At 73.0% G+C, this 12,896-nt stretch carries 15 protein-coding genes and 1 pseudogene; 9 read left to right on the forward strand and 7 right to left on the reverse strand.

Annotation, left to right across the window (positions count from 1 at the left end):
- Both ACFXAM_RS14880 and ACFXAM_RS14885 read right to left on the reverse strand, forming a co-directional pair.
- On the reverse strand, positions 1 to 698 hold a 698-nt coding region (locus tag ACFXAM_RS14880; protein ID WP_380291104.1), incomplete at its 3' end, for a response regulator.
- Entirely contained in the window at positions 695 to 2,020 is a 1,326-nt protein-coding gene (locus tag ACFXAM_RS14885) for a histidine kinase (protein ID WP_380291106.1), read from the reverse strand. The genes ACFXAM_RS14885 and ACFXAM_RS14880, both read right to left, overlap by 4 nt.
- 264 nt (positions 2,021 to 2,284) lie before the next feature.
- Between ACFXAM_RS14885 and ACFXAM_RS14890 the strand changes: the two genes are divergently transcribed.
- Positions 2,285 to 4,474: an MMPL family transporter gene (locus ACFXAM_RS14890; protein WP_380291108.1), complete on the forward strand. Its 2,190-nt coding sequence runs from the start codon at positions 2,285 to 2,287 to the stop codon at positions 4,472 to 4,474.
- Between the two features lie 83 nt (positions 4,475 to 4,557).
- Here ACFXAM_RS14890 and ACFXAM_RS14895 read toward each other — a convergent pair whose 3' ends face one another.
- Positions 4,558 to 5,763, reverse strand: coding sequence for a hypothetical protein (locus ACFXAM_RS14895; RefSeq protein WP_380291110.1), 1,206 nt, complete (start codon positions 5,761 to 5,763; stop codon positions 4,558 to 4,560).
- A gap of 276 nt (positions 5,764 to 6,039) precedes the next feature.
- On the opposite strand from ACFXAM_RS14895, the gene ACFXAM_RS14900 reads away from it, so the two are divergent.
- The 7 genes and pseudogenes from ACFXAM_RS14900 to ACFXAM_RS14930 all read left to right on the forward strand — a co-directional run bounded on the left by ACFXAM_RS14900 (position 6,040) and on the right by ACFXAM_RS14930 (position 10,310).
- Positions 6,040 to 6,474, forward strand: a complete 435-nt coding sequence (locus tag ACFXAM_RS14900) for a VOC family protein (protein ID WP_380291112.1) — start codon at positions 6,040 to 6,042, stop codon at positions 6,472 to 6,474.
- Positions 6,461 to 6,937 carry a helix-turn-helix transcriptional regulator gene (locus ACFXAM_RS14905; protein ID WP_380291114.1) on the forward strand — a complete coding sequence of 159 codons (477 nt, stop codon included), beginning with the start codon at positions 6,461 to 6,463 and terminating at the stop codon, positions 6,935 to 6,937. The genes ACFXAM_RS14900 and ACFXAM_RS14905 overlap by 14 nt, the downstream gene beginning before the upstream one ends.
- Before the next feature lie 46 nt (positions 6,938 to 6,983).
- Positions 6,984 to 7,397 (forward strand): VOC family protein, encoded by a 414-nt coding sequence (locus tag ACFXAM_RS14910; protein ID WP_380291116.1) that lies wholly within the window; start codon positions 6,984 to 6,986, stop codon positions 7,395 to 7,397.
- Between the two features lie 143 nt (positions 7,398 to 7,540).
- A pseudogene (locus tag ACFXAM_RS14915) lies at positions 7,541 to 7,654 on the forward strand (response regulator transcription factor); the annotation flags it as partial.
- A 512-nt stretch (positions 7,655 to 8,166) separates the two neighbouring features.
- Positions 8,167 to 9,363, forward strand: a complete 1,197-nt coding sequence (locus ACFXAM_RS14920) for a PP2C family protein-serine/threonine phosphatase (RefSeq protein WP_380291118.1) — start codon at positions 8,167 to 8,169, stop codon at positions 9,361 to 9,363.
- 154 nt (positions 9,364 to 9,517) lie between these two features.
- A complete protein-coding gene (locus ACFXAM_RS14925; RefSeq protein WP_380291120.1) occupies positions 9,518 to 10,009 on the forward strand; it encodes a DUF5994 family protein in 492 nt (163 codons plus the stop codon).
- A gap of 49 nt (positions 10,010 to 10,058) precedes the next feature.
- Positions 10,059 to 10,310 carry a hypothetical protein gene (locus ACFXAM_RS14930; protein ID WP_380291122.1) on the forward strand — a complete coding sequence of 84 codons (252 nt, stop codon included), beginning with the start codon at positions 10,059 to 10,061 and terminating at the stop codon, positions 10,308 to 10,310.
- Between the two features lie 42 nt (positions 10,311 to 10,352).
- Here ACFXAM_RS14930 and ACFXAM_RS14935 read toward each other — a convergent pair whose 3' ends face one another.
- The 3 genes from ACFXAM_RS14935 to ACFXAM_RS14945 form a co-directional block, all read right to left on the reverse strand.
- Positions 10,353 to 10,961, reverse strand: a complete 609-nt coding sequence (locus ACFXAM_RS14935; protein ID WP_380291124.1) for a DUF5994 family protein — start codon at positions 10,959 to 10,961, stop codon at positions 10,353 to 10,355.
- Between the two features lie 146 nt (positions 10,962 to 11,107).
- The gene (locus ACFXAM_RS14940) at positions 11,108 to 11,275 is read right to left on the reverse strand and encodes a hypothetical protein (protein WP_167352938.1); all 168 of its coding nucleotides are present in this window, start codon (positions 11,273 to 11,275) and stop codon (positions 11,108 to 11,110) included.
- A gap of 30 nt (positions 11,276 to 11,305) precedes the next feature.
- Positions 11,306 to 11,662 carry a PRC-barrel domain-containing protein gene (locus ACFXAM_RS14945; RefSeq protein ID WP_380291126.1) on the reverse strand — a complete coding sequence of 119 codons (357 nt, stop codon included), beginning with the start codon at positions 11,660 to 11,662 and terminating at the stop codon, positions 11,306 to 11,308.
- Positions 11,663 to 11,788: 126 nt separating this feature from the next.
- Between ACFXAM_RS14945 and ACFXAM_RS14950 the strand changes: the two genes are divergently transcribed.
- Entirely contained in the window at positions 11,789 to 12,040 is a 252-nt protein-coding gene (locus ACFXAM_RS14950; protein WP_380291128.1) for a hypothetical protein, read from the forward strand.
- Positions 12,041 to 12,079: 39 nt separating this feature from the next.
- Here the strand turns inward: ACFXAM_RS14950 and ACFXAM_RS14955 are convergent, their stop codons facing one another.
- Positions 12,080 to 12,658, reverse strand: coding sequence for a DUF5994 family protein (locus ACFXAM_RS14955; RefSeq protein ID WP_380291130.1), 579 nt, complete (start codon positions 12,656 to 12,658; stop codon positions 12,080 to 12,082).
- Positions 12,659 to 12,896 lie beyond the last annotated feature (238 nt).

Consider the following 12,896-nt stretch of genomic DNA (forward strand, 5'->3'; position numbering starts at 1 on the left):
CGGCGGGCCTCCCCCCGCCCCCCCGAGGGGGGTGGAACCCCCCCGGACTCGTAGGCCGCGATGACCGCCTGCGCGCGGTCGCGCACGTCGAGCTTGCCGAACAGGCTGGTGATGTGGTTCTTCACCGTGGACTGGCTGATGTCCATGGCCCGGGCGATGCCGGGGTTGTCGAGGCCGGTGGCCATCAGCCGCCACACCTCCACCTCGCGCGGCGTGAGCTCCCCCGTGGCGACGGCGGGCGGCGACGGGGCACCGAGCGGAGCCCGGACGTAGGTGGAGATCAGCCGGGTGAGCAGCCGCGGGGCGACCACCGCCTCCCCGGTGTGGACGGTGCGGATTGCCGCCCCCAGGTCCTCCGGCGAGACGTCCTTGGGCAGGAACCCGTGCGCGCCGGCCCGCAGCGCGGCCACCACGTACTCGTCCATGTCGAAGGTGCTGAGCGCCAGGACCCGGCACTCCGGCAGGGTGCGGGCCAGTTCCTCGGTCGCGGCGACCCCGTCCAGGACGGGCATCCGGATGTCCATCACCACGACGTCGGGGCGCAGCCGGTGGGCGAGCGCGACGGCCTGCTCCCCGTCCTCGGCCTCGCCGACCACCTCGAAGGCCGGGTCCGGCGAGAGGATCAGCGACAGACCGCGCCGCACCAGCGGCTGGTCGTCCACGATGAGGACCCGGATCCCGGGCCCGGCGGCCGTCACCGGGGCACCGCCGCTCCGTGCTGGACCGCCGCCTCGGACGTCTCCTCCGCCGCCAGCGGCAGTTCGGCCAGCACGGTGAAGCCGCCCTCCGGCCGGGGCCCGGCCTCCAGGGTGCCGCCGTGCAGGGCGACCCGCTCGCGCATGCCGACCAGGCCGTAGCCGCCCCGGCCCGGACCGGGTTCGGGGCCCCGGGGCGGCGCGCCCCCGCCGTCGTCGCGCACCTCGACGGTGATCCCGTCCGCGCGGTACGCCAGCAGGACGCGGGCGCGGGCCGGCCCCGCGTACTTGCGGGCGTTGGTGAGGCCCTCCTGGACGATCCGGAACACCGTCAGCCCGAGCGTCGGCGGCAGCGGCCGCGGGGAGCCGTGCACCTCGAAGTCGGTCGGCAGCCCCGCGCGGCGGGACTCCTCGACCAGCCGGCCGAGGTCGTCCGCTCCGGGCTGGGGCGAGGCCGGGACGGCGTCCGGCACGTCGTCGGCCCGCAGGACGTTCAGCAGCTGGCGCATCTCGCGCAGCGCCAGGCGCCCGGAGGACTCCAGGGTGACCAGGGCGTCCCGGACCACCTCCGGGTTGCCGAGGTTGGCGCGGGCGCCGCCGGCCATCAGCTGCATGGTGGTGATGTGGTGGGCCACGATGTCGTGCAACTCCCGGGCGATGCGGCGGCGTTCCTCGGCCACGGCGCGGTCGGCCAGCAGCTTGCGGTTGGCGTCCACCTCGCGCTGCCAGCGGGCGACGGCGAGGCCGGCGCCGGCCACCAGGGCGGAGGAGGAGACGCCGGCGATGAGCCCCTCCCAGGTGGGCGGGCGGAAGCCGCTCTGGGCCAGCATCGTCGTCACCGCCGTCGCTGCGGCGGCGCCGGTGGCGAGCGGCCAGGGGCGGTAGCGGGCGGCCGCGTACAGCGCGACCGTCAGGACGGCGCCGAAGCGGGTGCCCATCGGGGTCGTCAGGTCGATCACGGCCTGGAGTGGCAGGACGACGGCGAGCGCCAGCAGCGGGTGGTGGCGTCGGGCGAGCAGGGGCACGCCCGACAGCGCGAGGAGCACGAAGCTCGGCACGCCCACGGCGGGGGCGTCCGACACCTGGCTGACGAGCAGGTGGGCGAGCAGGTCCAGGGTGCTGGTGACGACGGCCATCAGCGCGTCGGCCTGGGTCCACGGCAGGCCGTCGGCGCGCTTCCGCGGCTTCTCCGGTTCCCGCAGCTTCCGCAGCTTCCGCGGCTTCTCCGGCTTCCGCGGCGTCTCCGGGTCCTCGGCTGCCCGGGGGCCCCGTGTGTGCCGCGGCACCTCGTCCACGGCTGTCCCGTGGCGCTGACGCCCGTCCATCCCGTCCCTCGCCCTCCCGGCCGACCAGCGCTGATGGTCCCATTCTGGCATCCGGCCACCCGGCCCCGGATGCTCCCTCCGGCCGAGGGCGGGCGGCCGGACCAGGAGCACGGTCCCGGTTCCGGGCCGGTGGGGGACCAGGAGCCCCGGTGCGGATCGTCCGCTGCCCGGACGCCCGGCACCCCCCTCACCTGATGGTCTGGGAACAGGCCGGGAACCCCCGGCGACAAGGCCGACGTTCGCGTCCATCAGCCGGAGGGCACCGTGATCCGCGCACTGACCGGATTCTCCACCAGGAACGCGTGGAAGGTCATCGTCCTATGGGCGGTGCTGGGGCTCGGGCTGAGCGCGCTGGGCCCGCTGCTGCTCAACCGGGTCACGCAGTCCCAGACCGGCGACTTCCTGCCGAAGAGCTACGACTCGGCCGCCGCCCTGCGGATCGCCGAGGAGCAGTTCGGGGTGAAGCCCGACGCCACCACGATCACCGTGCTGGTCGCCCGGAGCGACGGCAAGGCGCTCACCGAGGGCGACCAGCGGCGGATCGAGGCCGAGGCGGCGGAACTCGGCAAGCGCCGGGTCGTCATGCCCAGGTCGGAGGACGAGCCGGCCTTCCTCAAGCCCGACCGCTCGCAGACCCCCCGGGTGGCCCCGGCGATGACGGCGCCCGACCGGAGCTTCGAACTGCTCTCCGTCGAACTGACCGGCAACGCCGTGGACGAGGGCGTCCAGGAGGTCTACCGGACCTTCCGGGACTCCGCCCGCGCGAAGTTCGCCGACGTCGGGATGCGCACCGGGTTCACCGGCGGCCTGGCCGAGGCCGCCGACAGCGCCGACGACAACCGGACCGCCGCGCTCATCGGCAGCAGCCTGGTCGTCGTGCTGATCGTCCTGCTCAACGTGCTGGTGTTCCGCAGCGTGCTCGCGGCCGTGCTGCCGCTGCTCGCGGTCGCCATGATCGGCGGCGTCGCCGGCGGAGCGGTGGCCGGGGCGGCGGCGCTCACCGGACTGCGGCTGGACTCCTCCACCCCGAGCCTGATCTCCGTGGTCCTGCTCGGCATCGGCGTCGACTACCTGCTGTTCCTGCTCTTCCGGTTCCGCGAGCACCTGCGCTCCCGGCCCGACCAGCCCGCCCGCGAGGCGGCCGCCGAGGTCTCCGCCCGGGTGGGCACCGCGATCACCTCCGCCGCGCTGACCATCGTCGCCGCCTTCGCCACCCTGGGCGTGGCGACCTTCGGACAGTTCCGCTCGCTCGGCCCGGCGATCGCCGTCGCCGTCCTGATCATGCTGCTGGGCAGCCTCACCCTGATGCCGGCCCTGCTCGCCGCCTGCGGCCGCAGGATGTTCTGGCCCTCCCGCAGCCTGGAGCGCGAACCGGGTGTCGGCACGGCCGCCCGCTACGGCGCCTTCGTCGCCCGCCGCCCGGTGGTCCTGCTGCTCGCCTCCGTCGCGCTGCTCGGCGCCCTCGCCGCCGGGATGACCGGGATCCGGATGGACTACGGCCAGGGCGGCGGCTCCGGGACGGCGGCCTCGGCCACCGCCGCGGAGATCTCCCGGGCCCTGCCGGCGGGTGTGTCCGACCCGACCACCGTCTACGTCACCGCGCAGGACGGCGGCACCCTGGACCCCGCCCGGCTCGGCGGCCTCTCCCAGGCCCTCGCGAAGGTCGAGGGCGTCGGCCAGGTGGGCGGCACCGTCCTGAACGAGGACCGCCGCGCCGCCCGGATCGACCTCTTCCTCACCGCCGACCCGCAGAGCGCCCGTGCCCGCGAGCTGGCCTCCGGCCCGGTCCGCGCCGCCGTGGCCGCCCACACCCCCGCCGGGACCAGCGCCCACGTCGGCGGCACGGCGGCGGTCTTCGCCGACGTCTCCGCCGCCGTCGACCACGACCTGACGATCGTCTTCCCGGTCGCCGCCGCCCTGATCGCCCTGATCCTGCTGCTCCTGCTGCGCAGCGTGCTCGCCCCGGTGGTGCTGATGCTCGCCGTCGGGCTCGGCTTCGCCGCCACCCTGGGCGCCGCCACCCTGCTGTTCCAGCACGTGCTGGACGAGCCCGGCGTCAACTTCACCCTCCCGCTGGTGCTGTTCCTGTTCGTGGTGGCCCTGGGCACCGACTACAACATCCTCATCACCGACCGGATCCGCGAGGAGATGCACCGCCCCGGCCCGGCCCGCTCCGCGGTGGCCCGCGCCGTCCGCCACACCGCACCCGCCGTCGCCACCGCGGGCCTGGTCCTGGCCGGCTCCTTCGCGACCCTCGCCACCACCCCCGGCAGCGCCCAGATCGCCTTCGCCCTGACGCTCGGCATCCTCCTGTCCGCCGTCGTCCTCTCCCTCGGCCTGGTCCCCGCCCTGGCGGCGCTCCTCGGCCGCTCCCTCTGGTGGCCGCTCCGCCCCACCCCGGCCCCTGCCCCCCTTCCCGCTCCCGCCCCCACCTACTACGCCCCCACCCCCTGACCGGGCGCCCGCCTGCCCCGGGCGCCCTCGGAGGCCCGGCCCCCACCCCGGGGGGCCGGGCCTCCGGCCTGTGCCGCCGGTGCTCAGCCGCCGCCGTAGGTGGCCTGGGTGACGGCGAAGACGTTGCGGCCGCCCGTGGTCTCCTGCAGCGACCACAGCAGGTCGGGGTCGGTGGCGTCCTCCCAGTAGGAGAGGCTCTCGCCGCCGCCGACCCAGGCGAAGGTGGACGGGCCCGCGGCCGGGGTCCAGTAGTAGAGCTTCTTCTGCCCGGAGGAGTTGAACCACCACCGGCCGTTGTGGGACGCCGTGCCGTTGAGGTTGTACCAGGGCAGTTGGAGCGCCTGGCCGGCGGTCGTCGTCGCGGCGAACGTCGTCGTTCCGGGGGCGAAGGGGAAGCGGACGGCCCTCGGCGGGCGGTTGGGGTAGCCGGTGCAGCCGGACTGGCAGGTGTACTCCGCCATCACGATCGACTTGCTGACCCGGTCGAGGGAGATCGACGACCACACCAGGTTGGTGCCGGAGGTCGTCCGCGAGGTGACGGTGCCGGTCTGGGGCAGCACGTAGGCGTAGTTGTGCGCGTAGTAGGAGCCGTCGGGCTGGCGGCCGATCTGGTCCGCGGTGCCGCCGGAGTCGGTGTTGAGGATCTTGCGCAGGTCGAAGACGCGCATGCCGCGCCCGGTGTCGGCGACGTAGAGGTGGTCGCCGTACCAGGAGACACCGCCGGCGTGGATCGGGATGTCCTTGAAGTCCGGCGCCGCCGCCGTGCCGGTCGGCTCCACCAGGAGGATCTTGCGGTAGGTGTTGGGGTAGGTGGCGTCCCAGTCGACCAGGGTGATCCGGCTGCGCTGCTGGGCGCCGTCGCAGCCGTCCTTGGTGTACCAGCTCACCAGCACGAGCTGGTGGCCGTCGTAGTTGCCGCCGTCCGCCGTCCCCACGGCGTCCCGGCTCGTCGTGATGCCCTGCGGATAGCTCTGGCAGTCGGAGTTGTCGCCGTCGTCGAACCGGAACCCGGTGGACAGGCCGGCGACGGAGAACGACGCGGGGAGCGCCTGCCGGGCGTGATTGGCGTTCTCCATCACCGTGTGCACGGCCGAGGTCCCCAGCGCCGTGACGAGGGCCGAGTCGAGCGCGTCGAACTGGTGGTAGTCCGCCGTGAGCGTGTACTCGGACGCGGGCAGGGCGGTCGGCGCCGCGGCGGCCGCGGCCGGCGGCGCACCGACGAGCGCGCCGGTGACCAGCAGGCCGGCGGCGAGTACCGCGCGTGCCGCTGTTCTGACATGACCGATCATCAAGGGGCCTCTCCACGCGAACGGATCGAGCAGCCGCTCACGCTAGGGCCGTTTTGAGCATGTCCGCAACATCTTGTGGAGGGCCGGCCACCGGATTCCCGGTGTCCGCTCCATGGCGAGCCGGTGCGCCCGGGGGATCGCGTCCCGGCGGCCCAGTGGTCCGGGTGGTCCGGGCGGTCCCGGTGGTCCGGGCGGCCCGTCGCGCCGTCGAGCCGTCGCGCCGTCGAGCAGGATTCGAGAAGCGCGGCCCGGGGAGCCGCGTCTAGCCTGCGAGGCATGGAGATCACCATTCACACGACCGTCCTCCCGCACGACGACCCCGACGCGTCGCTCGCCTTCTACCGTGACGTCCTCGGCTTCGAGGTCCGCAGCGACGTGGGGCAGGGCCGGATGCGGTGGATCACGGTCGGCCCGGCCGGGCAGCCCGGCACGTCGATCCTTCTGGCGCCGCCCGCCGCCGATCCCGGCATCACCGAGGACGAGCGGCGCATGATCACCGAGATGATGGCCAAGGGCACGTACGGCTGGATCCTGCTGGCCACCCCGGACCTCGACGGCACGTTCGAGAAGGTGCAGGCCGGTGACACCGAGGTCGTCCAGGAGCCGACCGAGCAGCCGTACGGCGTCCGCGACTGCGCCTTCCGCGACCCCGCGGGCAACCTGGTCCGCATCCAGGAGGTCCGGGGGGCGGGCGCTCGTGTGTCCGCCTGAATGGCGGCGCGCACGGATCCAGGCCCAGCGCCTGGACGATCTCGCGCGGCTGCGCCGGGTCCGCGACCGGATCGACCGGGAGTACGCGCAGCCGCTGAACGTGGAGGCGCTCGCCCGCGAGGTGCACATGTCCGCCGGGCACCTGAGCCGGCAGTTCCGTGCGGCGTACGGCGACTCGCCCTACGCGTACCTGATGACGCGCCGCATCGAGCGGGCGACGGCGCTGCTGCGGCGGGGCGACCTCAGCGTCACCGAGGTCTGCTTCTCGGTCGGCTGCGCGTCGCTGGGCACGTTCACCACCCGCTTCACGGAGCTGGTCGGCATGTCCCCCGGGGCCTTCCGGCGCCGGGCGGCCGAGGCCGCGGCGCTCACGGTGGAGGGGATGCCGGCGTGTGTCGCGAAGCAGGTCACGAGACCGGTCAGGAATCGAGAAGTCCCGGACACCGGTCGGCCCCTAGCGTGATGGTCATCCACCCCACACGTCCCACAGATGCAGACGGAGAGACGACATGAAGGCGCACGTGAGTTCGATCCTGCTGGGTGTCCGCGACATGGAGGCCGCCAAGCGGTTCTACACCGAGGGGCTCGGCTGGACGATCCGGAACGACTACGGCATCTCGGTCTTCTTCGCGTCGGACGGCGCCTCGCCCGTCGGCTTCTACGGCCGCGAGGGCCTCGCCGACCTGGTGGGCACGAGCGCGGAGGGCAGCGGCTTCAGCGGACTGGTCCTCACCTACGTCGTCCGCAGCGAGGCGCGCGTCGACGAGGTGATGGCGGAGGCCGCGAAGGCGGGCGCCACGATCCTCAAGCCCGCCGGCGCCCTGCCGTGGGGCGGGTACGGCGGCACCTTCGCCGACCCGGACGGCTACGTCTGGAGCCTCGGCTACAGCGCCCAGGGGACCGACCAGCCCTACGCGGAGTAGCGGAGCGGAGCCCCGGGAGCGGGCGGAGCAGGAGACGCCGAGGGCCCCGACCGCACCGCGGCCGGGGCCGTACGGCGGGACCGGGACCGATCCGGGCGGGGACACATATGCCGGCGATATGCCGCGCTGCCTGGGCTCCAGGTATGCGCGTGCTGATCGTGGAGGACGAGCCCTACCTGGCCGAGGCCGTCCGGGCCGCTCTCCGGCTGGAAGCGATCGCCGCCGACATCGCCGGCGACGGCGATCGCGCCCTGGAACCGGCCCTCTGGGACCCTCGGCAGGCCGCCTCCCCGGCTGTTCCCCGTCCTTCTGTCCCGCGCCTCTGACACGGCAACTGAAGCCAGGAAACGACGAAGGCCCGGGCCGCGTGATGCGGTCCGGGCCTTCTGCCGGCGGAGGATACGAGATTCGAACTCGTGAGGGGTTGCCCCCAACACGCTTTCCAATTCTCCGCAACGGTGTCCGTCGGCGTTCACACCGGTTCTGACCTGCGGCGAAATATGTGGTTGAGCGGCGGCTGAACCCGGCCGGACGGGGGTGAATGAGACCAGAACTGAGACCAGGATCGGCGGCCTCCGCAGCGCATCGGGGTCGTGCCCACGGGTGGTAGAGCCGATTTCTCGGCGGCGTCGCCCCGCAGGGAGGGGCGTTACCGGGGGCGGAATGCGTCGCCGTCGGGCGTAATGGAAGGACCGGCCCGGTGAACCGCACCGGGGTGCCGGGGTTGATCGCGCCCGTGCCGACTTGTACGGGACAGGAAGGATCGTCGGTGGGCAGGGACGGCGAGCGGCGCCTGGACCGGTCGGAGGGGTTCGGCGAACACCTGCTGGGCGCACTGCTCGACCAGGCCCACGAGCTTCCGCCCCATCTGATTGCTCCATTGGTCGCCGACGCGGTGCGTGGGATCGGTGGCCGTGACCCGGTGCTCCTGCTGCAGGACTACGGGCAGTTGGTGCTGGTGGCGCTGTCCGGACGGGGGCTGGCCGCCCGGGAGCCGGTGCCGATCGACGGCTCGTCCGCAGGCGCGGCTTTTCTGAGTGGTGTCTCCGTCGAGGTGCCGCAGGGCGACGGGGTGCGGGTGTACCTGCCGTTGCTGGACGGCGGGGACGAGGTGGGAGTGCTGGCACTCACGCTGGACGACGTCGATGGCGACGACCGGCGGCTCCTGCGGCGCTTCGCCTCCCTGGTCGCGGATCTGCTGGTCACCAAGAGCGGCTACACCGACCGGATCTTCCAGGCCCGGCGCCTCCAGCCGATGAGCGTGGCCGCGGAGATCCAGTGGTCGCTGCTGCCTCCGTTGGCGATGACCGCCCCGCGGGTCGCCGTAGCCGGCATCCTCGAACCCGCCTACCAGGTGGCCGGCGACAGCTTCGACTACGCGCTGAACGACGATCTTCTGCACGTGGCCACGATCGACGCCATGGGCCACGGGCTGGACGCCGCTGCCATGGCGACCGTGGCCATCGGCGCGTACCGGCACGCCAGGCGAGCCGACATCGGACTCGCCGAGATCTACGCGTTCATGGACCGGGCCATCGCGGAGCAGTTCGGGCCGGACCACTTCGTCACCGCGCAGATGATGCGCCTGAACACCGTCAGCGGCCACCTGCAGTGGGTCAACGCCGGCCATCCGCAGCCCCTGTTGATCCGCGACCACGCCGTCGTCGAGCGGCTGGAGAGCGAGACGACCTTGCCGGTCGGCTTCGGCGGCGAGGAGCCCGTGATCAGCGAGCGGGCACTGCGGCATGGCGACCGGGTCCTGTGCTTCACCGACGGCCTGGTCGAGGAGCGCGAGCCCGGTGGGGAACAGTTCGGGGAGGACCAGCTCATCGACTGGGTCAACCGCGTCGAGCGTTCGCAGGAGGGGGTGCGGGCCGTGGTGCGGGCGCTCTCCCACGTGCTGAAGGAGAAGCGGGGCGGGCACACGAGCGACGACGCCACCCTGTTCCTGATCGAGTGGCGCTGAGAGCGGCACGCCGCCCCTGCTCTCACGACCGGTCGGGCCGGCCAGGTGCGGGCGGAGTACCGTGGGATATCGGAGCGGCCCGAGCTGTCGCTCCCCGCGAGGCCCGGCCCGCACCCGGCGTGCCAGGTCTCTCAGGGCTGACAGGTGGCGAGCTATGTCGGACGAAGCCAGTGCCTCCCGCTACGGGTTTCTGCCGGAGCGGTTCCGGCAGGCCGCGAAGCCGGGGACGGTCGCGTTGCGCCTGGAGACCACCCGGTCACGCGAAGGCGTGCTCGACGGTGCATGGTGGCCGCGTTCACGCGATATCGGCGCCGAACTCCCTGACCTGATCCACGCGTTGACCGGTCATCTCGGCCCCATCGAGAGCGTCGGTCTGGACGCGGGTGCCTGGGACGACGTCCCGGCCAGTCTGATGGTCGACGGCCGGTCGGTGCACATCGACCGCTACCCGGTCGGCGACGACACCGTGATCGTCACACGGGGCGACCGTGACCACTTCAGCCTGCTCGTCGTCCCCCCGCACGCGAGCCAGGAGGCGGCCCTGGCCTCCATGGCACGCGCGGTCAGGGCCGGTGGCAGCGACTCGGCACGGCAGATCCTCATCGACACCGGCGTCAGCTCCGGCCCCCCGGCCGAAACGCCCTGAGGGGCAGTCCCGTGAGCCGGTCACGCCGGGCAGGCAGGAAAGGCGGGACGTGAAGATGTCCGTCTACGTGAAACTCTCGGCGGAGGCCCGGTCGCCGGCGGAGCCGTCGAAGGGGCCGCTGGACCTGCAGTACGAGGACGGTGCGGACGGCGTCACCTTCGAGTACGACCTGCACCCCAGCGGGGCGCTTCGTGTCCTGCGGGTCTTCGAGGACACCCCGCACCGGATCGAGGCGTGCTTCAGCTCCGGAGCGTGGCTCCAGGTCGCTGGCACCTACCTGCGAAGCGGCTCCGAGTACTGACGGCGATCCGCCGGGAGCGCAAGAACGAAGGATCGGGCGGCGTCACCGGTGGTCGGCGTCACCGGTGGTCGGTCGGGGGCCAGTGCCGGGGCGCACGGGCGGGGACGACGGCCCGCCCCATCGGGCGGAGCCCCAGGCCGAGACCGAGGGGTCGCGTACCGGCCAGACGATCCCCCGCCGGTCGGGCATCGTCGCGGACGGCTCGTCGGCGAGCAGTTCGCTCGCGGTCCTGGTGTTCCCGGGATCGGCGGCCTCGGCCATCAGCCAGGCTGCGGCGACGGCTCCCGTCCGCGGCGGGACGACCAGCAGGGTCAGCCGGCGGGCAAGGTGCGAGCGGACCGAGATCGTGTGCTGGTCCTGCACGGCGGTGAACCAGCTCGCGTGGACGGTGTGGCTCGCATGGACGGTGTGGCCCGCGACCGGGATCCGTCGGGGGACGGTCAACCACTGGGCGGGGTTCACGGCGATTCCGGCGACCCGACCCCATCGCTCGTCCAGTTCGGCGGCCAGGGCGGGGAGTTCGAAAAGAAGGTCATGCGATCGGGGCCACCAGGCCCCGTCCAGCCGTCCGGCTCGCGGGCCGTCCGGTGCCAGGGAGAACCGCAGGGCGGGTTCGGGGGTGGCAAGCGTCACGCCGTCGATCACAGTCATGATCAAGGACCCGTCTCCGAGCCTGTCCGGTGCCAAGTCCGGGATTGCCGTTCGCCGGAGACGACGCCAGTGTCCGGTGCCGGCATGCGAGGTGCCTTCGGTGATGTCCAGGCTACTCCCGGTCCGGCCCGGACCCGGCATGGTACTCAGCGGTTCACGGACCGGCCCCCGCGCCGGAACCGGACGGCGGAGAGTATCAGCGCGACGATCAGCACGGCGATGCCGATGAACAGCAGGTACTTCAGGCCCTCGGCGACGACACCGACCAGCCCGAGCACGATCGCCACGATGACGAGGAACAGTACCAGGGCCATCGTCGGCCTCCTTCATGGTCCGGAGGGCTCCTAGCGGCGGGCCAGGCGGCGCTCTCCGCCCGTGCCCGGTGCGTAGTCCAGCCCGTAGTGGGCGAAGACGGCTGCCTCGTCCTCGGCGGGGAGTTCGCCGTCGGTGTCGATGGCCGGGGCGTGTTTCACCTGGCTCCTGGGCCGGGGGACCTTCAGGTAACCGGGACCTACCGTCGCGTCGGACAGCGGGACGAACACCAGGCGGCGGCGGGTGGGCAGGCCGACCATGACCGTCGCGAAGAACGGCTGATCGGTCACGGTGTCCACGTAGACGGACTCCAGCGTGCCGATCTTGTGTCCGTCGGCGTCGACCACGTCATGGCCGCGCCACTCCCGGATGTCGCCTGCCTCGAACATCGGCCATCTCCTCCGCTCCTGGTCCCATTGTGGTGCCGCGGCTGCCGGTCGACATCCCCGGTCGCCCTCCGCCCGCCCGCCTCGTACGGTCGTGTCAGGGCAGGAGGGTTGTCACAGGAGGGCACGATGCAGCGCTACCGGTGGATTCTGGAGACCCAGGACGACGACGGCCGCTGGTCCCGGCAGGACGACACGACGATGCCGAATCCGCTGGACTACGACGGTCCGCCGCAGCGGGCGGCCAACCATCTCCGGGACGTGTTCGTTCGCACCCTCTCCCGACCCGCGCCGGGCCCTCGGGCAGTCAGGGTCCGGCTCTGGGAAGGGACCGGTGCCGACGGTGAACCCCAAGCCGAGACCGAGTGGTCACGCGAGTGAGCCAGCCCGGCCCCGGCCCGGGCAGCCCCCGCCGACCGCTTACGCGGATGCCGGCCAGGAGGCGGCCCGGCTCCGGGCGAGATCGGCTCGCCGGTCGGCCTCGCCAAGCCCGGTGGAGGGTGTGACGGCCGACGGCAGGAAATCGGAACCGACTTCCGGCCCGGTCGCACCGGTGCTCGGCTCGGCGGCGAGCAGTTCGCTCGCGGTCCTGGTGTTTGCGGGATCGGCGGCCTCGGACATCAGCCGGGCGGCCTCGACGGCATCCGTCTGGGGCGGGACCACCAGCAGGCTCAGCCGACGGGGGGCATAGGAACAGACCATGATCGTGTGCTGGTCCTGTTCGATGGTGAACCAGCCCGCGTGGACGGTGTGACCCGTGACCGGGATCCGCCGGGGGATGACAGGCCACTGCGCGGGGTTCACGGTGATCCGGGTGATCCGGCCCCACCGCTCGTCGATCTTGGCGGCCAGGGCGGGGAGTTCGAGAAGAAGATCACGCGAGCGGGGCCACCAGGCACCGTCCAGACGGCCGGGCCGCACGCCACTGGGCGCGAGGGTGAGCCGAGCCGTGGAATCCGTGGCGGCGGGCGTCGTCGCACGATCGAGGGTCGTGGTCATGATCAGAGACCTGTCCCCGGGCCCGGCCGAGAAGCCGGGTCCGGCATTGCCGTTCGCCGGAGACGACGCCAGTATCCGGTGCCGGCATGCGAAGTGCCTTCGGTGATGTCCAGGCTACTCCGGTCCGGTCCGGTCCGGACGCGGCGTCGGGGGGGGGCGGTGAGGAACCGGCGCCCCGGGGCGGGCCCGGGCCCGGGGGGGGAGGCGCGGGGGGGGTTTTTGGCCGGGGGGGGGGTTT

This window comes from Kitasatospora sp. NPDC059462 (assembly GCF_042749955.1).
GTDB lineage: Bacteria > Actinomycetota > Actinomycetes > Streptomycetales > Streptomycetaceae > Kitasatospora.